Below are 25,432 nucleotides of genomic sequence, written 5' to 3' on the forward strand. Positions count from 1 at the left end.
GCAAACATTTACGCAACCCTTGCTACAGTCAGCGCATGCCAGGTCCCGGACCTCGAAGTGCCGCAACGATGTCTGAAGTCGCCAAGCGCGCCGGCGTCTCCATCACCACCGTGTCCCACGTCATCAACCGCACGCGTCCCGTCGCAGAGCCCACCGCCGCACTCGTGCTGCAGGCTGCCACCGAGATCGGTTACGTTCTCCCTGACGTGCGTGCAGCCCGCAACACTGGCCTCCGAACGGTGGGTCTGGCCATGTCGGCCATCTCAAACATCTACTTCGGCACCGTTGTGCAAAGCATCGAGAAGACCCTTGCGGCAGCGGGATACTCGTTGCTCTTGGCTGATACCCATGATGAGCCCGGGGCCGAGTTGCGCGCCGTCTCCGAACTGCTGCGAAAGCACGTGGACGCGATAATCTTGGCGCCGGTCGGGGAAGCTTCTCAGATCCTCGAGTTCACCAAGAAGCACGATGTCCCAGTCGTGGTCATCGACCGTGCGGTGGCTGCCGACGTCGACCAGGTCAGCGCCGACAGCCTCGAGCCCACCGCACAACTGGTCGACCACCTTGCCGGTCTCGGTCACCGCCGTATTGCCATGATCAGTGGGCGCCATGGCTTGGCGACGACCGATGAACGCGAGGAAGGCTACCGGTTAGGGCTGCGACGCAACAGGCTGAGATTCCGGCGAGAACTGCTCACCGCGGGAGACTCCTCCGAGGCTGGAGCGGCCGCAGCCTTTACGAAGCTGCTCGCTCTCGCTACGCCGCCCACAGCCCTCGTTGTCGCCAACAACAGCATGACCATCGGCGTCCTGCGCGCCGCCAAAGCCAGAGGAGTGCGGGTCCCGGACGACATCGCCCTCGTCTGCTTCGACGACTTCGAATGGGCCGACCTGTTCCATCCGGGGCTGACCGCGATCGCCCAACCCACCAAGGCGATCGGTACCCAGGCAGGTGAGCTGGTTCTGTCCCGCCTGGCCGAACCCGATCTGCCGAGCCGAACAGTTCAGCTGCGGTCTACCTTCGTCCACCGGGAGTCGTGTGGCTGCGCTCAGGACGCGACCTTCTGAGCGCCAACAGGCCTTGGCAGCCCAGCTCGCCCATCTCGTCGTTGTCGACGCGCCTCGCGCACGTTCGCAGCCGCCTGCTGCGACCCGGCACCTCACTGCTCGTCATCGCCATCTTCCTCGCGATCGGCTGGATCTTCGAAGGCATCGCCGCCCTCGCCCAGTCCGTCATGGCCGACCGCTCGGTCGGGGCACGCATCTTCTTCATCATCAGCGGCACCATCTCGCTCGTCGCCGGCCTCGTCGTCGCGCTCTTCCCGCGCGACTCCCTCGAGCTACTGACCCGCTTCGGCGGCATCCTGCTGGTCATCATCGGTATCGCCGAAGTGATCGCGGCCGTCATGGCCAGACGCCTCACCGCTACGCGCTGACCACCCGCTCAACGACGGAGCGGCCCCCGATCACGTGAGGGCCGAGGGTCCGGAACGGGCCTCGCTGGAGCGGGCGTCAGTGGCGGGGGTGAGCCGCAAGTGGAACCCCGAGGCGGGTCGCCTGGAGCGACCCCTCTCGCGCCGGTTGGCATCATCTACTCACCAGACCCGGAAGCAGTTGAGTGTCGCCTACGGTCGACTGATCCTGCAGCTGTCCTTGGCGTGCCCTACTGTACGTGCTCATCCGCGGTTTCAGCCTGTCTGGCGCAGTCCTGGAGCCTGGGCGCCGGCGCATCCTGGACCCCGCCCGGGGCTGACGTAAGGGACGACCAAGAGCGACTGTTTGCGGTGCCTGTGACGATGCTGCGCCGTGGCACCACCCGCCCGACGTCGCAGCTGGGAGCACGCTGCCGCAGGCACCCGCACAGCGCACCGGTCGTGCTGGACGGCCACCACAACCAGCCGGATCAGGGCGTCCGATAGGCCGCGGGACTCAGAGGATGAATGCCACGACGAGCGGGGCGGACGATCGTCGCACGCTGCGCCCGGTCAGGACGAAGATCATCCCGAACGCGACCGAGATCAGCATCCCGTATAACCCGGCAGCCACTCCCTGCAGCAGCACGTGCACGAGCCCCCAGGTGAGAGCGAGCAGGAACCCTCCCCACGGCAGCGCGGGGCAGCCGAACCGAAGCTCGCCGGCGCGCTGGCCAAACGCGATGATCAGCGTCATCACCACGACCTCCGCCGCGTAGTACAACCACTGCACCACCAACGCCACCCAGGCCAGGTCGGCATACTGCTCGATCATGCGTCCGTACTCGGCGACCGGCGGAAAAGGACTGCCCTGGCCCACCCACCGGAGCCCGACACACAACACTACGAGCGCAAAGACAGCGACGACGCGCTCGAGCCGGCGCGCCGGGGAAGGGGGATCGGCGATGAACCCCTCTCGGCGGCGCGCCGCGCGTAGGACGATGGCCGAGCCGACCAGCCATCCGGCCCCGGTCAGCGCCCAGTGCACGACCGCAGCGCTGAGCGACCCCACCAGTGTCAAAGCCGGGAGGAAAGACTCGAGGAGCAGCAGCACCAACTCCCACCCCACGACCGCGAAGGCCAACAGTCCCAGGTTCAGGTAGGTCCCGGCGGTTGGCTGGCGGGTGACGGTGTCCACCCTCATCAACGGACGTGGCGATTCGTGACCGAAATGCGGGCCGTGATCGCCATGGGGTTCACTGGCGCATGGTGCCGCGGTGCGGCCGGTGGCGCCCAGAGACTCACGAGCCGGCCGGGTGGGTGCGTATCGGAGGATCCGCGGGCGGTGCCAGCTCAGCGACGACCATCACGTGCTCGCCCTCGTGAACGACGTGCGCGACCGCGTCGTGGTCAACGCCAGCCAGCCGCAGCTGGAGGGGCCTTGGGTTCTCGAAGTTGCGCCACCAGGTCTTGTGCTGGGCCATGCCCACCGTGATCTGCACGGTCGGTCCCTCGCTGGCGTACATCGTGACGAGCTGGTGGTGGTCGCCGGTGCGGCGTCCCACGTACTCGAGCACAGCCAACCGGCGCCCCAGCCGTGTACCCGCCGTGCTGCACAGCAGCGGGATCAGGATCCGGTTCGCGAGACCGTTCGTGACGGCGGCGGCGTTGGCTGCCGAGAACGTGGGGGTGTGGACCGGTGTCATAGGCCCAGCATCCGGCGCGCAGGACGGTTCGGGCAGAGTCGAACGTCCCGCGCCAGCTCGCCGCAGGGACTGAGTCTGCGCACCTGGACGCGTTGTGCGAGGTGTTGGACCATAAGCCGACCGATCTGCTGCGCCGTTGCTCCAGCGGAGACGATCCGGTAGCGGTTCCGCGACAAGATGCGCGGTGAACGGGTCGATGGCGCCGAGCGGGTACGCCGAGCTGCTCGCTGCCTTGAAGCAGAAGGGGCGCACGGCCCGGCTCTGGGCCTCTGCGCAACCCGCCCTGAACGCGTCGGCCACCAATGACGGGTCCCGGCCCGTCACCGCTCGAGGGACCTTCGACTCTGTCCGGACCGTCCTGGCAGGCGGATGCTTGGTCATGACACCGATCGGCGCACGAGCTGACGATCGACGTGTCACGGCGCGTTCACTTGCGCGAAGGCAGTGGCATGCGTGCTGGAACGACGAGTTCCCCTGCCGCACGGCTGGATTGGGATCGCTACCAACCGCATGATTTGCGGCTGTCTGGTGGCGTGCCGGGCGGCACCGATGAGCAGTTTGCCGAGTTGTCGAAGGGAGCACACGGTTATGGAAGACGAGAAGTCACCCGCCCTGCGCGCGGGTGTCGACTTCCGCGGCACGCAGAACGCGACGATGCGAGTCTCCGAGCACGTCAGGCCGGGGAGGAAACGCGCGCCGCTGCTGCGTTACGTGCGTTTCAACCTCCCGCGGGCCACGCGGTTGCTCCTGCTGTTCGTCGTCGCCGTCATCGGCGCGGCGTCGGCGGCTGTCGCCCTGAGCGACCGCGAACCCTTCGCCTTCGCCGCCCCGGTCCTGTGGGCCGTCTGCGGTGTGGCCGTCGTGTTCGTCGCGGTGGGGCTGCTGACCTCGGCCCGCATCTGGGCCTGGGGCGCAGCACTCGCCGTGGCTTCCTTGCTGGTCTATCTCGGCGGACTCGCGGGCGATGCCCCGTACGTGTGGAACGGCGCCAGCATCGTTCTCGCCGCGACGTGGAACGTGACGCTCTTGGCGTCCATCGGCTATCTCGTTCTGTACTCGGCCCTGCGGTACGGGATCATCGTGGCCGCTCCCGACGACCAGAACTTCATGGACTGAGAAGGAGCCTCGTCGTGGATCTCGGCTTTCCCTGGTGGCTCCGCGTGGAGCACTTCCTCAACCTCGTCTTCATCTCGTTCCTGGTTCGCTCGGGTATCGAGATCCTGGGCACCTACCCCAAGCTGTACCGCTCGCAGCACACCGTAGCGGGCACGGCGTGGGCCCAGTTCACGATCCAGCGGGCTCCCAAGCACAAGTACTACACGGTGGGCGGTGAGTACGACGACTACTCCCCCCGCCTCTCCCTGCCGGGCCGCGGGCTGCTGGGCCTGGGCCGGTACTGGCACTTCATCACCGTCACGGGGTTCGTCTCCTCGTGGGTGATCTACTTCGTGCTGCTGATCTTCACGGGTCAGTGGCGCCGTTACGTTCCCACCTCTCTGGACACCTTCACCCAGGCCGGTCACGACATGCTCGCCTACCTGGCGTTCACGGTTCCCGAGGCCGTGGAAGGGATGCCGTTCAACGCGGTGCAGCAGCTGTCCTACGGCTTCGTCATCCTGGTTCTCACCCCGTTGGTGATCATCACCGGCGCGTTCCAGTCGCCGGCCATCGCCAACTACTTCTCCCGCCTCACCCGCGCCGTCGGTGGCCGTCAGGTGATCCGCACCGTCCACTTCCTGTGCCTGCTCGGGTACGTCGCGTTCTTCGTGGTGCACGTGCTGATGGTGCTGATCCACGGGTACGCCCACGAGACGTCGAAGATGGTGTTCGGCAGCACCGACCTTCCGGTGGCGGGCGGGATCATCTTCACCGTCAGCCTCATCGTCGTGGTGGCTCTGCACGTCGTGGCCACGCGCTGGACGCTGGCCGACGGCCGCGCCGTCGAGAGGCTGCACAACGTGGTCGTGCGGCCCTGGTCGAACCTGCTCTACCGCCTGCCGGCCCGGATGCACTACAGCCGCTCCAACGTCTCCGGAGAGGATGTGGGGCTGCAGAACACCACCCACAACTTCCGGGGAAGCGGGCGGCCGCCGGAGGCCAAGGAGTACCTAGCCCTGATGGCCAACGGCTACGACGACGACTACGTGCTCGAGATCGGCGGTTACGTCGAGCGCCCGATGTCGCTGACCATCCGCGATCTGCGCGAGCTCGCCGACGGCCACTCCCAAACCACCCTCCACCACTGTGTGCAGGGCTTCTCCTCGATCGGGCGATGGCGCGGGATCACGGTCTCCGACCTGCTCGACCTCGCCGGGCCTCTGCCCGGCGCGACCGACGTCGTGTACACGAGCTTTCAGAACATGGGCCGCGACGACGCCCTGTACGAGGGTGGCACGTACTACGAGTCCAACCCGATGATCGAGGCGCGGATGCCGCAGACCCTCATCGCCTTCGAGCTCAATGACGAAGGCGCGATCCCGGCCAAGAACGGTGCCCCCGTGCGGTTGCGCATGGAGACCTCGACCGGGTTCCGCAGCCTGAAGTGGCTGGAGCGGATCGAGGTGGTCAACCGCTACGACATCATCGGGCAGGGTCGCGGTGGCTACTTCGAAGACGCGGACTTCTACGACCGCAACCAGCTGATCTGACCGGCCAGGCAGGAAGGAAGCAGACACCATGACGCCCAACAGGATTCGCCCCGGCGCGCAGGCTGAGCTCGACGCCCGAGTCGCCCAGCGACCGCGCACCCAGGCTGAGCTTGACGACCTCGTCGCGCAGTGGCCACGCCCCGTGCGCAACACGTTCGACGGGATGTTCCCGCTGCACGAGGACCTCGAACTGTCTGACGAACAGGTCGAGATCGTGCTCGACTACATCCGGGAGGTTGGCTTCCAGCTGCCCGGGGCGACCCCCGAGGAGTTCCTCGTGGTCCGCTGGGCCCGCTACACCGGGTTCCAGCTGGTGCAGGAACCTCTGGAGGCGTATGCCGTCGGGCTTCGCTGCACTCATCCGGGCCTGGAGGACCAGCACACCTTCATCCGCATGTCCTGGGGCCAGCTCATGGGAGATCCCGACGCTCCTCGGCTGCCCGTCAACGAACCGGTGCTGGCGAGCGACATGATGACGCTGGCCCGCTATCGCGACACCCGCACCGGACCGACCCGGACGGGTGTCGACTCGCACGCCGCGACCTCCGATGACGGGGTACCGGGTGCCGATTTCGACCTGAGGCTGCTGAACGGCGCGCTCGACGACGTGCTGGCCCACCACGCGACGGGGCGCAGCCGCGAGATCAACTCGTGGTGGAACCCGGCCCTGAACTGGGGGGTCGCCCTCGCCGGGCGCTACCCGCGCCTGAAGTACTTCGAGTCGAAGGGTCGCCTCGACGAGACGACGGCAGCCGCCCTGCACTCCTTCGAGCAGCGGGCGGCCCAGGCGGAACCGGTGTTCCGAGAGCTGGGCCTCGCCTCTCCCGAGCGGGTGGCGGATGCCGCCCTCGAGCAGGCCGCGAAGGCTGAGAGCGGCACACTCGTGCGCCGCCTCCGGATCCGCAACCCGCGGCCTCTCACCGAGTCGCGACCCGAGGCCGACCCGGCATCGGTGGAAGACACCCGCCCCGACACCGAACCTCGGTCCGAATCGGGGACCCCGTCATCCGACACCCCCACACCAACCAGCTCCTAGCGGAAACGAGATCACCATGCCCCTCTACCAAGCCGTCTCGGTCGTCGGATCCGTCCTGTTGCTGGCCGCTTACGCCGGCCTGCAGACCGGAAAGCTCAACCCCAGCACGTCCTACATCTACCAGCTCTTCAACCTGATCGGCGCCGCCTGCCTGACCTACTCGGTCATCGAGCCGTTCAACACCGGAGTGTTCATCACCGAGTTCTGCTGGAGCATCTTCAGCATCGTGGGAGTGGTCAAGCTGATGAGGATGCGCAACGCCAACCGTGCAGCCGAAGAATCCAACGCGCCGGAGGAAGCGGTACGAACAGCTGGCTGAGCATCTCCTTGTCGCGTCCTGACGCCACCGTCCACGACCTCCCGCGAGGTACGTGCGGATGGTGGCGTCGCTGCTGACGAGGCCACCCCAACCGGATGGGCCCGTCGTCGTCGGGTGCCGGTGACGACCGGCCAGTAGCCCCTACACGAGGCGCAAGCCGGAAGCCGCGAGCCGCCCCACGCGATCACCAACAGCCAGACCCTCATCCGCACAGCGCACATCCCGACCTTCGCGTCACCGACCTAGACTGAGCACCATGGCCAGCAGAGACAGGACCGGGTTGCTGCACGCCCGGCTCGGGCTGCGCAGCGGGCTGCTGGCCCTGCTGGTCGTACTGCTGTCGTGCGGCATCGTCGCGATGCACTCCCTCGGTGCCGGTCATCTCGGGATGGCGCAGGCACTCGGTCATGACCGCGGTCCCACGATGTCTGCCCACCCGGTAGTAGACGTGGAGCCGAACGCCGGCACGCTGAACCGTGAGTTCGGAACGGTCATTACGGCGTCAGTGAGCCACGGCGCGCTGGGTTGCCTGGGGTGCGCTGCGGGGGTAGCACCCGGACCAGACCAGGCGGGCGGCCACGACGGTCTGGCGATGTGTCTTGCTGTGTTGTCACTGCTGGTGTGGGTGGTGCTGCGCAGACAGCGCCGACCCTTCCGCATGGTGCGCACCCTCGGTGGCGACCTTCCTCGCGCGTTCACAGGACTGATCCGCGGCCCGCCGAGCTGTCGAACACCCTCGTTGTCCGAGCTGTGCATCTGTCGAACGTGAGCAGGCCGCGCGCCTGACCCCACGGCGGGTGAGTGCGCGCCTCTCACGCAGGTGCACCCCTCCAGCTCTGACAACGAACAGAACGGACCACCCCATGAACCGCACGATTCGCCACGCCGCAATCACGGCGGCCGGCACGCTTACGGCCATCGCCCTGACCGCGTGCGGCAGCACGAGCACCCCGGCCGGCACCGCCGACCAGAACCGCCCCGCTGCGGCAGGCACGACTGTCACCACGCCCAGCGCGGGCGCCAGCACGGACACGGCATCCGGAGAACAGAACGCGGCTGACGTCGCCTTCGCCGCCGGCATGGTCCCGCACCACCAGCAGGCCGTCACGATGTCGCAGATGGCGCAGAAGCAGGCCACCAGCCCGAAGGTGAAGGCGCTGGCCGCGGATATCCAGGCCGCTCAAGGCCCGGAGATTCAGACCATGACCGGGTGGCTCACCGCCTGGGGGCAACCCGCCCCGACCAGCGGCGGACACGACATGTCGCAGATGGGCGGCGCCGGCATGGGCGGGATGATGACCGACGAGCAGATGCAGCAGCTGTCGGCAGCCTCCGGCACCGCGTTCGACCGGATGTGGCTACAGCTGATGATCGCCCACCATCAGGGCGCGGTCGAGATGTCAAACGTCGAGCTGAGCGGCGGGAAGAACGCTGACGCGAAGAAGCTCGCACAGGAGATCATCGACGCCCAGAAGAGGGAGATCACCGTTATGCAGCAGCTCCTTCCCACCATCACCGGCTGACACCAAGGCGGGCTGGGGCCGCCTGGCGCCGACCAGACGGCCCCGGCCCGCCACCGACAGATCTCGACCGGTGCCGACGGCGTCGTGACGCCGTCGGCACTGAGCAAAAACATGAGGAGCAGCAGGTCATGGCAGGTAATAACCCAGCGCGCAAGAACAGCAAGGCCGGAACGGAGCGGCGTGCCCTGGTCGCCGAGATGCAGGCACGGGAACGGTCCCGAGACCGTCGCCGAACGGTCGCCCTGTGGGGATCGATCACGGCCGTGGTGGCAGCGATCGCCATCGCCGTCACGGTGGTGGTCACGCGAGAGCCGGGCAACGAGCCCGACCTCTCCGCCGTCTCAACCTTCACCGTGAAGCAGGGCCACGTAGACACCCCGGTCACGTACGCCCAGAGCCCACCGGCCGGTGGCGAACACTCCCCGGTCTGGCTCAACTGCGGCGCCTACACCGCCCCGGTGTCCAACGAGAACGCCGTGCACGCCCTCGAGCACGGAGCGGTCTGGGTGACCTACCGGCCTGACCTGCCCGCGGCGCAGGTCACCGCGCTGCGGCAGAGCTTGCCGTCGACGTATGCCCTGCTCTCTCCCTTCACCGGGCTCAAGGCGCCGGTGGTGGTCTCCGCGTGGGGCAAGCAGCTCGTGCTGACTGGCGCGGACGACACGCGTCTCAGCGCGTTCGTCAAGGCCTACCGACAAGGGCCACAGACTCCCGAACCTGGGGCCGCCTGCAGCGGCGGCACCGGCAACCCGGCTCCCACGGGAGGCTGACCATGACCTCCTCCATCCCATCGAGCCCGGTACCGACAGCGTCTGGACCAGTGCGGCAGCCGGGCAGCGACGTTCGGTTTGGCTCGCCACGTCGTCGGTGGCTGGCCGCAGCATCCGTGGCAGCCGTGACACTGCTCGCGGTGATCGCGGTGGCGGCCTTCGCCGGCTACCGGGTGGGCGCCTCCGTCCAGGCCCCGGCCGACGACAGCGCCGACGCCGGGTTCTCGCGCGACATGCAGACCCACCACAACCAGGCGGTGGAGCTGTCGTTGATCGTTCGAGACCGAACGGCCGACCCGGCCGTCAGATCGGTCGCGTACGACATCGCCACCAGTCAGGCGCAGCAGTCCGGTCAGATGTACGGCTGGCTCTCGGTCTGGGGACTGGCCCAGACCTCGTCCACGACAAGCATGGCCTGGATGCGAGGGGACCATCACGCGATGGCGAATGCGCAGAGTATGGGACTGGCCACCCCTGCCCAGATTCAGGCACTCCGTCGGGCGAGCGGCCCGGAGGCAGAACGACAGTTCTTGACACTGATGATCGCCCACCACCGGGGCGGGGTGGCCATGGCGCAGGCCGCGCTCGACCTGGCCCGGCGCCCAGAGGTCCACGCCCTCGCCGGAGCCATCCACACCTCCCAACAGTCAGAGATCGTCCAGCTGCAAACGCTGCTGACCCAGCGGCAGTAGCGACAGCGGCAGCACTGCGGAGGGCTGCCCGGTCAGCGTCGCGGGCGGGTCGCCGACGGCGCGGAGCGACCGAACGAGGGCGGGTATGGATGGCCACACACCCCCAGGGGGTATGCTGGCCGAAGCGCGGTGAGCAGCCAGCCTCGATGCGCTGTCGGGTTAAACAACCCGTCCGAACCGATGGAGGGCATGATGAGTGAGCAGAACACGCAGAGCTTCTCCGTGGTCGGCATGACCTGCGACCACTGCACCAACGCCGTCACGAGCGAGCTCTCAGCGCTGCTGGGGGTACATACCGTCGCCGTTGACCTCGCCTCCGAAGGGGCCTCCACCGTCACCGTCGTCAGTGACGCCCCCTTGTCCGAGTCCGACGTTGTCACTGCGCTCGACGAGGCCGGCGGCTACCACCTCGCTCACGGCTGAGCCGCGATCACATCTCGTCGAGGAGCACGGTAGGGGCGCTCCGTCGGGCTCGGCCCCGCGCCGACGCAATCCAAGGGAGGTGCTGACTAGGGCAGAGTCGGCCCACCAGAGTTGCCTCCCATTCTCTGCCATGACCCGGTTTGGAGTCGCACCGTGTACGTCGCGCCGCTCGTGGTGATCGTCGTCGCAGCGGTGAGCCTCACTGGTCTGTGGGGGCTGCACCGGATGACTGCTGTGTCACCCGAGCCGCTGAAAGTCCTGCCGTTCCAGTCGGGTTGGTGCCCTCAGGAGCATGCCCTGTCGCGCTACCACGCCCGTTGGTACCTCGCGACGCTCGTCTTCCTCGCCTTCGACGTCGAGATGCTCTTCATGTACCCGTGGGCGGTTGTGGTGGCCGACGTCGGCGCGTCTGCGGTCATCGAGATGTTCCTTTTTCTCGGCGCGTTGCTGCTCGCTGTCGTCTGGGCCTGGCGCGAGGGGGCCCTGCGATGGGCCTGAGGCGGCGGCTGGCCATTCTCGCCGTCGACGCCACCCACGTGCTGGTGATCGAGTCACCGGGAGCGTGGCTCACCCGGGTGGCGATCGAACGAGAGATCGACCGCCGGGGCTGGCGGCTGGCGACGTCTCCGGCCGACGCCGACGCGCTCGTCACCGTAGGGACACCCGGACCAGAGCTGTCGGAGCGGATCGAGTCGGTCTGGGAGCAGCTACCCGGCCCGCGGTCGCGGACCGTCATCGCCGGAGACACCAACCCGGCAAGCGTGCGAAAGGCCCTTGACCAGGTGGCGGCCGAGCTGCTCGACCCGGAACGGCAGGTCGGTGACGCGCGTGATCGCGAGGGCTTCGGTTCTGACCAGATGAGCGACGACAGCGACCTGGCCGGCGACATGGACATGCACGGTGACAGCGACATGGACATGGACATGTCGCCCAGCGGCATCCCGCTGGCCGAGGGCGGTAACGACCGAGACGGGTTGGAGATGGACGCGCTCCACCTGCCGCTCGGCCCGGTGTTGCCGCACTGGCCTGCCGGGGTGGTGCTGCGCTGCACCCTGCAGGGCGACGTGGTGGTCGCGGCCGATGCCAGCGTGCTTGACGAATCCGACTGCACGCCAGTCCTACCCCACCCGAACGAACGTGCCGCCTGGTGCTGTGACCAGCTCGCGAGAGTGCTCGCACTCTCGGGCTGGGTCGACGGTTACTCCGCCGCCGTACGCGTTCGCGACGCACTCATCGACCAGCAGGATGCCGCAGCCAGCAGCGCCCTGCTCGATGTGCTCCAGCGTCGGCTGCGGCGAGCCCGGTTGTTACGATGGTCGCTGCGTGACATCGGAAACCTCCGCGCCGACGATCAGCCTGACGCTCCACCACAGCTGCACGGCGACGTCTACGAGCGGCTAATGAGTCTGTCCAAGCAAGCCAGCGCTGAGCTCACGCGCGATGCCGCATCCTCGGCAACCCCGGCACCCGTGCCCGTGCTGCTCGCCGTGGCCGAACGCCTCGTGGTCGGCCTCGATCTCGCGGCGGCTCGGCTCGTCGTGGCCAGTCTGGCCATCGACGTCGCCACCACGTCGGACCTGGCCCCGCATCAGGACGAGGAGGCGCGTGACGCCTGACGCGGCGACCTCCCCTCTCACCCTCGTTCCCGTCGGTTGGGTCGTACTGGCTGGCGCGATCGTGCTGGGCCTCGCGTGGTTGGCGGCGATCGTCGACGGCGTCGCAACGAGCCGCTCCGAAGCTAGCCCGGCCGGTCTCGGCCGCCCGCTGCGGGAGGTGGCTCGCCTGATGCGACAACGACGCCGCACGACGGTTGAGGCCGACACGCCGCTGTGGCGTACCGGCAGCAGCGGACTGCTCGTGATCGCGACCCTGATGGTCATCGTCGTGCCGCTCGGGTCGTGGACCGTCTTCGACCCCCCGGTCGGCGTGGTCTGGTTCAACGCCATGGACGTGTGCGTCTGGGCGCTGGTCTGGCTCACCGGCTGGGGCCCGAACTCCGCCCACGGCCTCGTCGGCGGATACCGGTTTCTCGCCCAGGCCCTCGGCTACGAGCTGCCGCTGATGTTCGCCCTCGTCGCCCCGCCGATCGCGGCACACAGCCTGCGCGTGGGCGACGTCGCCACCGCCCAGCACGGGCTCTGGTTCGTCGTCTGGATGCCGGTCGCCTTCCTCGTCTACCTCATCGGCGTGCTCGGCTTCTCGGTGTGGGGCCCGTTCTCGGCGGCCGTCGGGGCCGACGTCGCCGGCGGGGTCGAAGCCGAGCTGTCGGGCCTCGACCGGTTGCTCTTCCTCACTGGCCGGTACGCGCTGATCGCCGCCGGGGCGGCGTTCGCGGTGCCGATGTTTCTCGGCGGTGGAGCCGGGCCGCTGTTGCCCGGGTGGCTGTGGGTGCTCGTCAAGACCATCGTGGTGCTGACCGCGTTGGTGCTGGTGCGCCGCCGCCTGCCGCTGCTGCGCCCAGACCTGTTCATGGAGGTCGGCTGGCTGTGGTTGCTACCCGCCGCCCTCGCGCAGGTGCTCATCGTGTCGGTCGTCGCCGCGTGGAGGGGTTGAGTCGTGTTCGTCGACATTCTCTTCTGGGTGATGGCCGTGGTCGCGGTCGTCATGGGTGCGGCCGTGTTCGTGGTCGACTCGATGGCCCGCGCCACCTACGCTCTCGCCCTGTCGTTCGTGGCCGTCGGCGTACAGGTGCTGCTGCTGCACCAGGACTACGTCGGGGTCATCGTCATCCTCATGATGGTCATGGAGATGGCCGTCATGGCGGTGTACATGGTGATGTTCATGGGCATGAACCCCGCCCTGATGCCGATGAGCATGGTTCACGACAAGCGCAAGGCCCTGGCCGCGTCCACTGCACTGTTCGTCACGCTGGCCGCCGGGGCGCTGCTCGTGCCGTGGCCGACGAGGCGCGGTACCCCCTCTGCCGATACGACCCGGGCACTCGGCGAGGCGCTGATGAGCTCGAAGATGCTCGTCATGACCGTCGTCAGCCCGGTCATGGTCGCTACGATTGTGGCCGGGGTCGTCATCGCCTCGAAGCGCAGCCGTTACGACCGGCTGGGCGACGACCTGCGCGGCGCCCCCGACGACCCCCAGCGCGGAGGGGTCGGCCGATGACGCTGCAGACCGTGCTGCTGGTCGCCGCCGCCCTGTTCAGCATCGGGCTCTACGGAGCCATCTCCCAACAGGTGGTCGTCATGGTGATGATGGGCCTCGAGCTGATGATCAACGGGCTGATCCTCGCCGCCGCCAGCTTCTGGTGGTTCCTCTCCCCCGACCCGAGCGGGCAGGTGCTGCTCATGGTCATCATCGCCGCCATGACGGTCGAGATGGCCATGGGCTTCGCGGTCGCCACACTGCTGCACCGCGACCACGAGGCCGACATGACCGACATGGCGGGAGACCTCTCCGAATGACACACACCACCGCGGCCGCCACCCTGACCACGCTGCTGCCGACGAACGTCGTCGCGAACACGATCACGAGCACGACCGGGTACGCCGCGTTCACGCTCTGGCTGCTCGTCGCGCTCCCCGCCGCCGCGGGTGGGTTGGTCATCGTCGTGCCGGCGGTGCGCCGCGTGGCTGCGCCCGTCGCCATTGCCGTGTCGACCGTGGTGGTGGCCGCCTCCGCCGTCGTGGCTGTCGGCCGCCCCACCGTCGCCTTCCCGTTCGTCGCGGGGTCTGACTTCGCTCTCGGCGTCGACGGACTGTCGGCCCTGCTCGTGCCGACCGTCGCCGTGGTCACCCTGCTGGTGCTCGTCTTCGCGGCCGCCGACGTGCGCGAGAACCGGGCCCGCTTCAACGGCCTGATGCTGCTGTTCTCAGCCTCCGCCTCGCTGACCGCGACGGCGCTCACGCTGCCCACCCTGCTGACCGGTTGGGAGGTGATGGGCGCCACCTCGTACGCCCTGATCGGTTTCTGGTGGTGGGAGACCGACCGCGTCTCGGCAGGCCTGACAGCGTTCCTCACCACCCGGCTCGGTGACCTCGGGCTCTACCTCGCGGCCGGCGCGGCCGTGGCGGCCAGGGTCGGGCTTTCACTCGGTGACCTCGGGGCGGCAGCCGGCTCGGGTACCGGGACGGGGGCGGGCTGGAGCGACGTGATCGCGGCCGGCATGCTCGTCGCGGCGCTCGGCAAGGCGGCCCAGCTGCCCTTCTCATTCTGGCTCTCACGCGCCATGGAGGGGCCCAGCCCGGTCAGCGCGCTGCTGCACTCGGCCGCCATGGTGGCCATGGGAGGTTACCTGCTGCTGCGCGCCGAGCCTCTGCTCACGGCCACGAGCTGGGCACCCACCGTCACGGCCTGGGCCGGAGTGCTCACCGCGCTCGGCCTCGGGGCCGTGGCGCTCGCACAGACCGACCTCAAGCAGCTGCTCGCCGCCTCCACCGGCTCACAGCTCGGCTTCGTGGTGCTCGCCGCCGGGGTCGGGTCGGTCGCCGGCGGCACGGCGCAGCTCGTGGCCCACGCCGCCACCAAAGCGTTGCTGTTCCTCGCCGCCGGGGCCTGGCTGACCGCGCTCGGCACCAAGCACCTCGATGGTCTGCTCGGCGTTGCTCGCCGGTGGCCACTCGTCGGTTGGTGCGCCACCATCGGGGCTGCCTCACTGGCCGGCCTCCCGCCGCTTTCGCTCTGGGCCACCAAGGACGCCGTGCTCGCCGCCGCGCTCGAGCAGTCCCCCTGGCTGTATGCCGCTGGGCTCGCGGCGGCGGCGCTGTCGGCGGCCTACGCGGCCAAGATCGTCGTCGTCATCTGGCGCCGCCCCTCGGCGGTCGAGGAGGGTGAGGCGCAACGCCACCTCGACGAAGAGGAGCAAGGAACCCGCGAGGTAACCACCTGGCAGCGGATTCCGCTGCTGCCGTTGGCGGCCGGCGCCATGCTACTCGGTCTGCTCGCCCTGCCACCGTTGGCCGACGCCGTGGCCCGTACCGTCGGCGGAGGCACCGACGTGGGCGCATCTCCCCTTGAGCTGGCGGTCTCCGGGTTGATCGCGGTCGTGGTCGGGCTCGCGGTCTGGTGGTGGGGAACCCCCTCGCCCGCGTGGGCGGCGGGCTGGCTCGGGCTGGAACGGGCGGCGCACCGCTTCGTCGTCGAGCCGACCCTCGCTCTGGCTCGCAGTCTCGACCAGGTCGACCGCCGTCTCGACCGCGGCGTGTGGGCGCTGGCTGGAGCCGTGACCGGGGGGAAGCAGGCGTCGGGATCGGGGGCGCAGCCTGGGCACGGCGGGCTCGGCACGGCAGCCGGCACCCCATCCGACACCCGTGGCTTGGCCGGGCTCGCAGCGCGCTTCGACCAGGCCCTGGACGACGCCGTGCACGGACTGACCGGGCGGATCCGAGGGTTGGGGCAGCTCGCACGCCGCCCGCAGACCGGTCAGCTGCACCACTACTACCTGCAGGCGGTGGCGTTTCTTGCCGCCCTGCTCCTGCTGCTCCTGCTTCCTCTGATGGTGAGGTGAACGTGCTCAGCCTGCTGGTCTTTCTGCCCCTGGTGGCCGCGGTCGTGCTGGCCGCGGTCCCCCGGCTCGGTGATGCCGTCGCCCGGTGGCTGTGGCTCGGCGTCGCCGCCGTCGAGGTGGTGCTCGTCGGCGTGGCCTGGGCCGGTTTCACGACGCCGGCGCCTGGTCGGCTGGCGCTCGACCAACAGGTGGAGTGGATCCCCGGGGTGCGCAGCAGCTACCACGTCGGGGTCGACGGGCTATCGCTGCCGCTGGTGGCCATGACGGCCGTGGTGTTCCTCGCCTGCGCCGTCTACTCGCTCAAGGAGGCGCGTCGCCCGCGCCTGCATGCCGCCCTGCTGCTCTTCCTCCAATCCGTCAGCATCGGCCTGTTCGTCTCGGCCGACCTCATCCTCTTCTTCGTCTTCTTCGACCTGTCGATCGTGGCGATGTACTTCCTCACCGCCGGCTGGGGCCACGCGAACGCGGCCCGGTCGGCTCTGCAGTTCTTCCTCTACACCTTTCTCGGCTCGCTGGCCCTGCTCGTCGGGTTCATCGGCCTCTACGTCTACGCCGACCCGCACACCTTCGACATGCTTGAGCTCATCGCCGCGAAGCCGCTCGCCGGCCACGGCCTGGCCGCAGGGCTGGTGCTCGCAGCGATCCTGCTCGGCCTCGCGGTCAAGACCCCGACCGTGCCCTTCCATACCTGGCTTCCGCCGGCCCATACCGACGCCTCCTCGGTCGGCTCTGCCGTGCTCGCCGCGGTGCTGCTGAAGATGGGCACCTACGGGTTCGTGCGCATCGCGATGCCGATGCTGCCCGAGGCGTGGCGTGCCTGGGCCTGGGTCATCCTCGTGGTCGGGATCGTCTCGGTGCTCTACGGCGCCCTCGTCGCCCTCGCCCAGAGCAATATCAAGCGGATGGTCGCCTACACCTCGGTCAACCACATGGGCTACGTCGTCATGGCGGTCGGCGCCGCCGGTCTCGTCGCGGGCGACGCCGCCCAGGCCCGCGGGATCGCGGTGACCGGGGCGGTGACCGAGATGGTGAGCCACGGCCTGATCACCGCCGCGCTCTTCCTGCTCGTCGGCACCCTGCACCAGCGAGCCGGGACCTACGAGATGGCCGAGTTCGGCGGTCTCGCTCGTACCGCCCCGAAGTTGGCCGGCCTCTTCGCGGTCGGGGCGTTCGCCTCGCTCGGCCTGCCCGCGCTGTCGGGGTTCATCGCCGAGTTCCAGATCTTCACCGGAAGCATCGCGGTGGCGCCGGTGACCGCGATCGCGCTGCTCGGCATCCTCATCACGGCCGCGCTCTTTCTCCTGTCCCTGCAGCGCATCTTCACCGGCGAACTTCGTGGCAGGTCATTCGGGTTCGCCGACCTCCACCCCCGTGAGGTGTGGGCCGGCGGCATCCTGCTCGGCCTGTCGCTACTCATCGGCGTCTACCCGGCTCCGCTGCTCGCCGTCATCGAGCCGGCCGCCACGGCCGTCGTCACCCTGCTCGGGCGGTGAGCCGTGGAGACCTCCATGCGGCCCCTGCTGCTCCTGCCCGAGATCCTGCTCTTCGTCGGCGGGCTGGCCGCGCTCATCGGCGGATCGTTCCTGCCCCGCGACCACCAATGGCTCACCCGAGTCATCGCCGCGACGACGTTGGTGGCGAGCATCGTTGTGTCGGCGATCGGGCTCACCGCCGCACCCGCTGCCGCCTTCCAGGGCACCTACGCCGTCGACACCGCCACCGGCGTCGCCCGCATCGCCGCCGCACTGGGGACCCTCCTCGTGCTCGGCATCGCCGGCGACGAGATCACCGGAACCCCCCGCGAGAGCGAGACCTACGCCCTGCTGCTCTTCGCCACCACCGGCACGATCGTGCTCGCCGGCGCACGTGACCTGCTTGTGCTCGCGGTCGCCTTCTTCCTCGCCAGCATCCCCCTCTACGGCCTCATCGGGATGGTGCGGACCCCTCGGGGGGCCGAGGCAGCGATGAAGACCTACCTCATGGGCGCGCTCTTCGGCATCGTGCTGCTGCTCGGGGTGACTCTGCTTTATGGCGTCACCGGCGCCACCCTGCACGCCGACCTGGCCCAGCGGCTCGCCGCGGCGCCCCCTGCCGCGGTGGCCGCCGGGTTGCTTGCCGTGGTGGCCGGGCTCATGTTCGAGGCCGGCGGGGTGCCGGCCCACTTCTGGGTGCCTGACGCGGCGCAGGGCGCGAACGGCACCGTGGCGACCTTCCTGACCACCGTGCCCAAGATCGGCGCCATGGTTGCGCTCTACCGCTTCGTGACCGTGCTGCCCGACACCGTGAACTGGCCGCTACTCGTCGGGGCGCTGGCCGTGGTGAGCATGACCCTGGCCAACCTCGCCGCCTACTGGCAACAGGACCCGCGCCGGCTGCTGGGCTGGTCGACCGTCAGCCAGGTCGGCTTCCTGCTCGTGCCGGTCGCGGTCGCAACCCGCAGCGACCTCGCCCTCCCGTCGTTGCTGCTCTACCTGCTCGGCTACACCGTCACCAACGTGGCCGCCTTTGCCGTCACCACCGCGCTACCGCAGGCGCGTGACCTCGCCGACTACCGAGGGCTCTCGCGCGCCCGGCCGGGGCTGGCGGCATCCCTGCTCGTGGCCCTGCTGGGTCTGGTCGGAACCCCCCCGACGGTGGTCTTCGTCGGCAAGCTCACCACCGCGACCGCCGCCTGGGACGGCGGCATGGCGTGGCTCACCGTGGCCGTCTTCGTCAACAGCCTGATCAGCCTCTTCTACTACCTACGCTGGATCATTCCCGTCTTCTCACCTGCGGTGGCCGGAGCGCAGACCGACGAACACCACGCGGCCGCACCGAGGACGCCCGGCCACTGGTCGTCGGACACGGCTGTCGCTGCCGCCCTCCTGAGCGTCGGACTCGGGTTCACCGGTGGCCTCGTCTGGTCGGTCGTCGGCGGGCCCCTATTGCCGTGAGGGCTTTCCGCGCGACTTCCGTGGGTGGAGACGGTCGAGACGGCGCCGATGAGAGGGGCGTCACGGTGCACGCCCCGAGAGTGCGCACCTCTCGTCTCGGGTAGAGCGAGGGCTACGCAGATCCAACCTCGTTGCACGCGACCCTGCGGCATATCGGCCCGCGGCGGCAGGACGTTGGGCCCTCCGCGCCATACCGCATCCATGGTGACGTGGCAGGGTGCCGACACCGTGCCCGCGAGCTGAGACTGCGTGCCTAGGCGGGTCTGGTGCTCGGTGCAATGCACCTCAGCTCGGGGTGCTCAGTCCAGGAAGGCCGACGACGAAGGTGGCTCCCATCTCCTTTCCCGCGCTGCGAGCGGTGATTGTGCCGTCGTGGGCTGCGACGATGGCTCGGGTGATGGTCAGGCCGATCCCGCTGCCGCCGCGGTCGTAGGTGCGGGCGGGGTCGGCCCGATAGAACCGGTCGAAGACGTGGGTGAGGGCCTCGGGGTTGATGCCTTCGCCGTTGTCGGCGACGGTGATCTCGACCCACCGGAGGCCGGAGTTCGACGTGGTCAGGGAGACGGTCCCCCCTGCCGGGGTGTGGCGCAGCGCGTTGTCGAGAAGGTTCCCCAAGACCTGGGCCATCCGCTCAGGATCTGCGGCAACGAGCGGGGTGTCGAGAACTGCAGTGGTCAGACGAACGCCCTTAGTGTCGAACGCATCCTGGGCGGCGAGGGCGGCAACCCCGACAAGCGCCGCCGGGTTGGTGGGGCGCAGCGACATCTCGAGCTGGCCCTCCTCGGCCCGCGACACGGCGGTCACGTCCTGAGCGAGTCGGCCCAGCCGGTGCGTGCTGCCGCGAAGAACGGCCAGGGTCGGGTCGTCGAGCTCGCGCACCCCGTCCTCGATGGCTTCCAGGTGGGCATCGATAGTGGCCAGCGGGGTGCGCATCTCGTGGGCCAGGTCGGCGAGCATCCGGCGTCGGTTGGTTTCCATCCCCTCGAGCCGTTGCGCGAGCCGGTTGACCGTGTCGGCGAGCTGGTCGAACTCGGCGCCGAGGGCTGGGCTCGGGACCCGGGCGCCGTGCCTTCCCTCGGCGATCGCGGAGGCGGCGACGGCGACGGCGAGAACCGAACGTTGCACTCGGTGAGTGAAGTACCACGTGACGGTCAGGGCGATGACCACCGAGACGAGTAGGGCGACGGCGACCGCGATGATCAGCGCGGAGGCAAACGCCTCCTCGACGTGCCCGGCCTCAGCGGCGGTGTGCGCGACCTTGGCCTGCCGCAGGTGCTCCCGGAAGATGGCGGGCGCGACGGCTGAGGCGACGAGCCACGTCGTCAGCGCCCCCGCCAGCAGAACCAAGGACTGGGCCGCCAAGAGGCGAGTGGCCAGCCGGGAGGATGTTCGTCGAACACGATGCGCCTGGTTGCGATTCCAGTCCTGGTCCCGGTCGCTGTCTCTGGTCTCTCGGGTCACTGGCCGGTCCCCATCCGATAGCCGATTCCACGTACGGTGCGGACGAACTTGGAGGTGGCAGCCTCGTCGTTGAGCTTGCGCCGGAGGTGACCGATGTGGACATCGACGAGGTGCTCGTCGCCGATCCAGCTCGGTCCCCAGACCTGGTCGATGAGCTGGCGTCGGCTGAAAGCCATCTTGGGGTGCTCACTCAGGGCGGCGAGCAGGTCGAACTCGGTCCGGGTCAACGAGACCGGTTCGCCGTGCAGCCATACGTCACGCCCGAGGGGGTCGACCGAGAGGGGGCCAAAGCCCCTCAGCACCGGCCCGTCGTCCGGGGTGGTCCCGAGGGGCTGCGGATGTCGCGGGCGTCGCAGCAGGGCGTGCACCCTGGCTACCAGCTCACGAGGACTAAACGGTTTGGTCATGTAGTCGTCGGCGCCCACGGACAGGCCGATCAGCTTGTCGACCTCGTCGTCGCGGGCGGTCAACATCACGACGTAGGCGTCGGAGAACGTCCGCAGCTGGCGACACACCTCGATCCCGTCCAGGCCCGGAAGGCCGAGGTCGAGGACCACGATGTCTGGGTCCACGTCGCGGGCTGAGGCTATGGCCGCCTGACCGTCGTGGCGCAGGTGGACCTCGAACCCCTCCCGCTCGAGGTAGCTACCCAACACCCCGGCCAGGGCGACCTCGTCCTCCACGACCATCGCCCGGACAGCGCTCGGCGTGACTGGGTGATCGCTGCGGATACCTGCCATGCCGTCATCGTCGCAGCAACGACCGCCGCCGCTCCTCCTCAAGGTCATCGAGGGACTTCTCGGAGGCATCTTCAGGGAACCTTCACACAACCACCACCGATACCCCGGTACGGGCCGAGCAGGCTGAAAGAACAAGCCGATAGAGGGAGCTGGTTTCCATGTGGTGGAACAACGGAATGGACTGGGGCGGATTGGGCGGAGGCGGATGGGTGGTCATGACCGTTCTCATGCTGGCCTTCTGGGCACTGGTCGTCGGCGGTGTGGTCGCTCTCTTCCGCAACCGCCGCCCTGCCGGTCCGGACTCAGGCACGACACCCGGACGCAGCGCCGAGAACGTCCTTGACGAACGTTTCGCCCGCGGGGAGATCGATGAGCAGGAGTACCACGCACGCCGCGCGGTCCTGCACTCCACCCAGCGACGCTGACCGCAGCTGACTGTGACTGATCCGAGAAGGACACCGTCTTGACGAACATCACCCGCCGCACCCTGCTCATCGGATCCGTCGGTGTAACCGGCGCCCTGACCGTCGGTGGCCTGGTTGGCTGCGGCCGTTCCAGGACCGCGGTCGGTGCGGGGTCCGCGGCCGTGCTGAGCACGGAAGCAACCCGTCGGCCCACCGGCCAACGGGTCGTCACGGCGCAGCTCAATCCCCGGGCCGCGAGCATCGACCTCGGCGGGCTGAGCATGGCGACGTGGGCCTACGGCGAGACCGTGCCCGGCCCACTGCTGCGGGCCAGTGCCGGTGACCGGCTGAGGGTGGCCGTCACGAACACCCTCACCGCACCGACGAGCGTGCACTGGCACGGCATCGCCCTTCGCAACGACATGGACGGGGTACCCGGGATCACTCAGAAACCCATCGACCCCGGGACCGGGTTCACCTACGACTTCACCGCGCCCGAGCCCGGCACCTACTTCTACCACCCGCACTCCGGGGTGCAGCTCGACCGCGGCCTACATGGGGTCCTGATCATCGATGACCCCCACGAGCCCGGCCAATACGACCAGGAGTGGATCGTCGTCCTCGACGACTGGATCGACGGCACCGGCACCACCCCGGACGAGGTCCTGAAGAACCTCCAGACCACCAACGGCAGCGGTGGCATGGGTGGCGGGATGGGTGGCATGGGTGGCATGGGTGGCAGCGGCATAGGTGAGAGCATGCAGTCGCCGCTGCTGGGCGGGGCGGGCGACATCGCCTACCCGCACTACCTGGTCAACGGCCGGATCCCGACCAGCCCGGTCACCCTGGCCGGCAAACCCGGCCAACGGGTCCGGATGCGCGTCGTCAACGCCGGATCTGACACCGCCTTCCGCCTCGCTCTCGGCGGTCACCGGATGACCGTCACCCACACCGACGGCTACCCGGTCGAGCCCGCCGTCACGGACGCCCTGCTCATCGGTATGGGCGAGCGGTTCGACGTGCTCGTCACCCTTGCCGACGGCGCCTTCCCCCTGGTCGCCGCCGCCGAGGGCAAGAGCGGTCAGGGGATGGCCGTCGTCCGCACCAGCCCCGCAGCCGCCGCCCCCGCGGCAACGGCCACACCGTCCGAGCTGACCGGACGGGTCATGCTCGGCACCGACCTCCTGGCCGCAGCCTCGTCTGCGCTACCGGACCGCGGCGTGGACACCACCCACGACCTTGTCCTCGGAGGGTCCATGGCCGGCTACCGGTGGACCCTGAACGGCAAGAGCTTTCCTGATACCGATCCGTTGGAGGTCCGACAGGGACAACGGGTGCGGCTTCGCTTCCGAAACCACACCATGATGTTCCACCCCATGCACGTGCACGGTCACACGTTCGCGCTGACGGCCGGAGGGGCCCGGAAGGACACGCTGATCGTCCGACCGATGCAAACGGTGGAGGTCGACCTCCAGGCCGACAACCCCGGCCAGTGGGCCACCCACTGCCACAACATCTACCACGCGGAGGCCGGCATGATGACGACCTTGTCCTACCAGAGCTGAGGCCTGTCATGAACTGCCCGCACCCCTGCTCACCCGCCTCGCCGGCTACGTGGTGACCGTGCCAAGCCCACTGGATGACGCGGAACTGCTGTTCCACGCCCCGATGGGTGATGTGGGCGCTCTTTACGACCGCGCGGCCTACCGGTACGACCATTTCCGCGACCTGTGGCTCCGCTTGGCCGGTGCCCGGGCGGAGCAGGGCCTGCTCGATGACCTACGGCACGCTTTGCACCCAGGGGCCACGGTTCTTGATGCCGGGTGCGGCACTGGAGCCTTGGCCCGCCAGGTCCTGGCGATCGAGCCGACTGCACAGCTCACCTTGTTGGATCTGTCACCCCGGATGCTGGCCAAGGCCGACGACGTGCCCGGCGACCACATCATCGGCAGCGTCCTCGACCTCCCGTTCCCCGATAACAGCTTCGACATCGTGCTCAGCGGGTGGGTCATCGAGACCGTTCCCGACCCGATCGCCGCGGTAGCGGAATACCTGCGGGTGATCAACCCGGGCGGCAGCGTGCTTTACACGTTCTGTTCCCTGCCACAGGGATTCTTCTCCCGTGCGGGCAGCGCGTGGCTACGGGGGGCGGTGAAACGCGGCTTCGCCGGTCAGTTCCTGCCCGAGGAGAGCACTCCCTGGCATGACTGCGACCGGTCCCACCGACTGAGCACGCACGGCGGGCTGGCAACGCAGATTGCCCTGGCCAAGTGCTGCACCGTTGCGCCCCAACCGGTTCCTTCCGGGTCGGTTGCTGCGCAGTAACCCCCACCCGCACGCTCAGGCCCAGCCTGGCTGACTGGAACGCCAGCAAGGCCCGGCAGCCCCGTTCGCGGACCTCGGTCATCGTCTCGAGGAGCCTCTCGAGCGGCGCGACGTTCGCGATCTCGTCACCGACGATCCGTAGCAACGGGTAGTCGCAACGGCAGAGCTTTCGGGTCGCGGCCGAGGTGACGCAGCGCCAGACTCAGGGGGCACCCGACCCAGGAGGCTCCAATGCGAACCACCCCGAAGTTTCGACTCGCCGTTGCGGTCACCGGTCTCGTCACGACTGCCCTGCTCGCCGCGCCGACCGCGGTCGCCAGCCAGGGCCCCACGCCCGCAACGGCATCCGGCTCGGCCGCCCCGACCCCCACCCGGATCAGCGTGCGCGCGTGGGACGACGTCGCCGACTTCAGCCACGGCACGTGGGACAACGTGTGGACCGGCCCGGGCGGTGCGCTCGTCATCGACTCGAACCGGGGTAAGCGGGTGCGCTACACCGACCCGTTCGGCGACGGAACCGCCAAGACCTACGTCACAGGCAGCTGGACCTCACCGGTCGTCAAGCCGGGCTACGGGGTCGACGAGTCGATCACCTCGTGGAACGCCAAGACGCCAACCGGCACGTTCGTCGAGACCACCTTCCGCGGGCGCCTCGCCGGCGGCACCTGGACCAAGTGGTACGTCATGGGCCGGTGGGCCTCGGGCGACGATTATGCGGCCGGCGACATCCACCGCACGTCGGTCGACGGTCAGGGTGACGCCGATGCGACCGTCTACACCGACACCTTCTCGGCACGCACCGGGCACGAGCCGGTGGCCTACCAGACCCGGGTCACCCTGCTCAAGCCGGTCGGCACCTCACGGAGCCCGCGGCTCGACTCGGTCAGCACCATGACCAACGAGCTGCTCCCCGACTACTCCGGCGTGACGAGCCCCTTCACCCTCGGCCGGGCCCGTGAGCTGGCGGTGCCGCGCTTCTCGCAGAACATCCACGCCGGGGAGTATCCACAGTTCGGCGGCGGCGGCGAGGTGTGGTGCTCGCCCACGTCGACCTCGATGGTGCAGTACTTCTGGGGTCGCGGGCGCCGGGTGCCGCAGCCCGAGCTGGCCGCCGTCTCGGCCCCGAACGGTGACCCGCAGGTTCCCTACGCCGCCATCAACACGTGGGACCACGCCTACGAGGGCTCGGGCAACTGGCCGTTCAACGCCGCCTACGCCCACCGGTTCGGGCTCGACGCGCAGGTGACCCGGCTGCGCTCGCTGGCGGAGGCCGAACGGTTCGTCGCGGCCGGCATCCCGCTCGTGCTCTCTGCCTCGTGGGACCCCTCCGAGATGCCCGAGGCCGGCTATGGCACCAGCGGTCACCTGCTCGTGCTGGTCGGCTTCACGGCCGCCGGTGACCCGGTGATCAACGACCCGAACTCCGAAACGGATGCCGCTGTGCGTCACGTCTACACGCGGCGGAACTTCGAGAAGGTCTGGCAGGGCTCGACCGGCGGCATCGCCTACGTCATCCACCCCAAGGCGGTGGCGCTGCCGGCCCACGTGGCCGGCGCGACCCCCAACTGGTAACGCGGCCGGGG

The 25,432-nt window shown here is 68.9% G+C and carries 27 protein-coding genes; 23 read left to right on the forward strand and 4 right to left on the reverse strand.

The features are described from left to right. The first annotated feature begins 68 nt into the window (after positions 1-68). Together BA895_RS07550 and BA895_RS07555 are read left to right on the forward strand one after the other, a co-directional pair. Positions 69-1,067, forward strand: coding sequence for a LacI family DNA-binding transcriptional regulator (locus BA895_RS07550; RefSeq protein WP_070191280.1), 999 nt, complete (start codon positions 69-71; stop codon positions 1,065-1,067). 41 nt (positions 1,068-1,108) lie between these two features. Further along, positions 1,109-1,435, forward strand: coding sequence for a DUF308 domain-containing protein (locus BA895_RS07555; protein ID WP_175442274.1), 327 nt, complete (start codon positions 1,109-1,111; stop codon positions 1,433-1,435). A gap of 493 nt (positions 1,436-1,928) precedes the next feature. Here BA895_RS07555 and BA895_RS07560 read toward each other — a convergent pair whose 3' ends face one another. After that, positions 1,929-2,609 carry a hypothetical protein gene (locus BA895_RS07560; protein WP_139142552.1) on the reverse strand — a complete coding sequence of 227 codons (681 nt, stop codon included), beginning with the start codon at positions 2,607-2,609 and terminating at the stop codon, positions 1,929-1,931. Between the two features lie 103 nt (positions 2,610-2,712). After that, entirely contained in the window at positions 2,713-3,117 is a 405-nt protein-coding gene (locus BA895_RS07565; protein WP_070191283.1) for a hypothetical protein, read from the reverse strand. Positions 3,118-3,705: 588 nt separating this feature from the next. Here BA895_RS07565 and BA895_RS07570 point away from each other — a divergent pair. The 17 genes from BA895_RS07570 to BA895_RS07650 all read left to right on the forward strand — a co-directional run bounded on the left by BA895_RS07570 (position 3,706) and on the right by BA895_RS07650 (position 18,919). After that, positions 3,706-4,233 (forward strand): hypothetical protein, encoded by a 528-nt coding sequence (locus BA895_RS07570; RefSeq protein WP_070191284.1) that lies wholly within the window; start codon positions 3,706-3,708, stop codon positions 4,231-4,233. Between the two features lie 14 nt (positions 4,234-4,247). After that, a complete protein-coding gene (locus tag BA895_RS07575; protein WP_070191285.1) occupies positions 4,248-5,765 on the forward strand; it encodes a molybdopterin-dependent oxidoreductase in 1,518 nt (505 codons plus the stop codon). A 28-nt stretch (positions 5,766-5,793) separates the two neighbouring features. Then, positions 5,794-6,801: a hypothetical protein gene (locus tag BA895_RS07580; RefSeq protein ID WP_217493853.1), complete on the forward strand. Its 1,008-nt coding sequence runs from the start codon at positions 5,794-5,796 to the stop codon at positions 6,799-6,801. Positions 6,802-6,817: 16 nt separating this feature from the next. Beyond that, entirely contained in the window at positions 6,818-7,120 is a 303-nt protein-coding gene (locus BA895_RS07585; protein ID WP_070191286.1) for a hypothetical protein, read from the forward strand. A gap of 256 nt (positions 7,121-7,376) precedes the next feature. Continuing rightward, the gene (locus tag BA895_RS07590; protein WP_070191287.1) at positions 7,377-7,889 is read left to right on the forward strand and encodes a hypothetical protein; all 513 of its coding nucleotides are present in this window, start codon (positions 7,377-7,379) and stop codon (positions 7,887-7,889) included. A 94-nt stretch (positions 7,890-7,983) separates the two neighbouring features. Continuing rightward, positions 7,984-8,643: a DUF305 domain-containing protein gene (locus BA895_RS07595; RefSeq protein WP_070191288.1), complete on the forward strand. Its 660-nt coding sequence runs from the start codon at positions 7,984-7,986 to the stop codon at positions 8,641-8,643. A gap of 128 nt (positions 8,644-8,771) precedes the next feature. After that, entirely contained in the window at positions 8,772-9,413 is a 642-nt protein-coding gene (locus BA895_RS07600) for a DUF3105 domain-containing protein (RefSeq protein WP_070191289.1), read from the forward strand. 116 nt (positions 9,414-9,529) lie between these two features. Further along, the gene (locus BA895_RS07605; RefSeq protein ID WP_254666376.1) at positions 9,530-10,105 is read left to right on the forward strand and encodes a DUF305 domain-containing protein; all 576 of its coding nucleotides are present in this window, start codon (positions 9,530-9,532) and stop codon (positions 10,103-10,105) included. A gap of 192 nt (positions 10,106-10,297) precedes the next feature. Continuing rightward, the gene (locus BA895_RS07610) at positions 10,298-10,528 is read left to right on the forward strand and encodes a heavy-metal-associated domain-containing protein (RefSeq protein WP_217493854.1); all 231 of its coding nucleotides are present in this window, start codon (positions 10,298-10,300) and stop codon (positions 10,526-10,528) included. Between the two features lie 153 nt (positions 10,529-10,681). Then, on the forward strand, positions 10,682-11,026 hold the full coding sequence (locus BA895_RS07615; protein ID WP_070191290.1) for an NADH-quinone oxidoreductase subunit A: 345 nt from the start codon (positions 10,682-10,684) through the stop codon (positions 11,024-11,026). Beyond that, positions 11,017-12,144 carry a hypothetical protein gene (locus BA895_RS24385; protein ID WP_070191291.1) on the forward strand — a complete coding sequence of 376 codons (1,128 nt, stop codon included), beginning with the start codon at positions 11,017-11,019 and terminating at the stop codon, positions 12,142-12,144. The genes BA895_RS07615 and BA895_RS24385 overlap by 10 nt, the downstream gene beginning before the upstream one ends. After that, the gene (locus BA895_RS07625; RefSeq protein ID WP_070191292.1) at positions 12,134-13,081 is read left to right on the forward strand and encodes an NADH-quinone oxidoreductase subunit H; all 948 of its coding nucleotides are present in this window, start codon (positions 12,134-12,136) and stop codon (positions 13,079-13,081) included. Before BA895_RS24385 ends, BA895_RS07625 begins: the two co-directional genes overlap by 11 nt. 3 nt (positions 13,082-13,084) lie before the next feature. Then, positions 13,085-13,645, forward strand: a complete 561-nt coding sequence (locus BA895_RS07630) for an NADH-quinone oxidoreductase subunit J (RefSeq protein ID WP_070191293.1) — start codon at positions 13,085-13,087, stop codon at positions 13,643-13,645. Continuing rightward, the gene (locus BA895_RS07635) at positions 13,642-13,944 is read left to right on the forward strand and encodes an NADH-quinone oxidoreductase subunit K (protein ID WP_070191294.1); all 303 of its coding nucleotides are present in this window, start codon (positions 13,642-13,644) and stop codon (positions 13,942-13,944) included. The genes BA895_RS07630 and BA895_RS07635 overlap by 4 nt, the downstream gene beginning before the upstream one ends. Beyond that, positions 13,941-15,986, forward strand: coding sequence for a proton-conducting transporter membrane subunit (locus BA895_RS07640; RefSeq protein ID WP_083283094.1), 2,046 nt, complete (start codon positions 13,941-13,943; stop codon positions 15,984-15,986). Before BA895_RS07635 ends, BA895_RS07640 begins: the two co-directional genes overlap by 4 nt. Next, positions 15,983-17,479 carry a NuoM family protein gene (locus tag BA895_RS07645; RefSeq protein ID WP_254666377.1) on the forward strand — a complete coding sequence of 499 codons (1,497 nt, stop codon included), beginning with the start codon at positions 15,983-15,985 and terminating at the stop codon, positions 17,477-17,479. Before BA895_RS07640 ends, BA895_RS07645 begins: the two co-directional genes overlap by 4 nt. A 15-nt stretch (positions 17,480-17,494) precedes the next feature. Beyond that, positions 17,495-18,919: an NADH-quinone oxidoreductase subunit N gene (locus tag BA895_RS07650; protein WP_070191377.1), complete on the forward strand. Its 1,425-nt coding sequence runs from the start codon at positions 17,495-17,497 to the stop codon at positions 18,917-18,919. Positions 18,920-19,204: 285 nt separating this feature from the next. On the opposite strand, the gene BA895_RS07655 is transcribed toward BA895_RS07650, so the two are convergent. Both BA895_RS07655 and BA895_RS07660 read right to left on the reverse strand, forming a co-directional pair. Further along, the gene (locus BA895_RS07655; RefSeq protein WP_254666378.1) at positions 19,205-20,281 is read right to left on the reverse strand and encodes a cell wall metabolism sensor histidine kinase WalK; all 1,077 of its coding nucleotides are present in this window, start codon (positions 20,279-20,281) and stop codon (positions 19,205-19,207) included. Positions 20,282-20,376: 95 nt separating this feature from the next. Further along, the gene (locus BA895_RS07660) at positions 20,377-21,120 is read right to left on the reverse strand and encodes a response regulator transcription factor (RefSeq protein WP_217493856.1); all 744 of its coding nucleotides are present in this window, start codon (positions 21,118-21,120) and stop codon (positions 20,377-20,379) included. Positions 21,121-21,335: 215 nt separating this feature from the next. Between BA895_RS07660 and BA895_RS07665 the strand changes: the two genes are divergently transcribed. The 4 genes from BA895_RS07665 to BA895_RS07680 all read left to right on the forward strand — a co-directional run bounded on the left by BA895_RS07665 (position 21,336) and on the right by BA895_RS07680 (position 25,421). Continuing rightward, positions 21,336-21,545: an SHOCT domain-containing protein gene (locus tag BA895_RS07665; RefSeq protein ID WP_254666379.1), complete on the forward strand. Its 210-nt coding sequence runs from the start codon at positions 21,336-21,338 to the stop codon at positions 21,543-21,545. A gap of 38 nt (positions 21,546-21,583) precedes the next feature. Continuing rightward, complete coding sequence (locus BA895_RS07670; protein ID WP_070191297.1) at positions 21,584-23,089, forward strand: multicopper oxidase family protein; 1,506 nt, start codon at positions 21,584-21,586, stop codon at positions 23,087-23,089. Between the two features lie 58 nt (positions 23,090-23,147). After that, entirely contained in the window at positions 23,148-23,849 is a 702-nt protein-coding gene (locus BA895_RS07675) for a class I SAM-dependent methyltransferase (protein ID WP_139142554.1), read from the forward strand. 231 nt (positions 23,850-24,080) lie between these two features. Continuing rightward, on the forward strand, positions 24,081-25,421 hold the full coding sequence (locus tag BA895_RS07680; RefSeq protein ID WP_070191299.1) for a C39 family peptidase: 1,341 nt from the start codon (positions 24,081-24,083) through the stop codon (positions 25,419-25,421). The last annotated feature ends 11 nt before the right edge of the window (positions 25,422-25,432 follow it).

Origin of the sequence: Humibacillus sp. DSM 29435 (genome assembly GCF_001758225.1) — a bacterium.
Lineage (GTDB): Bacteria > Actinomycetota > Actinomycetes > Actinomycetales > Dermatophilaceae > DSM-29435.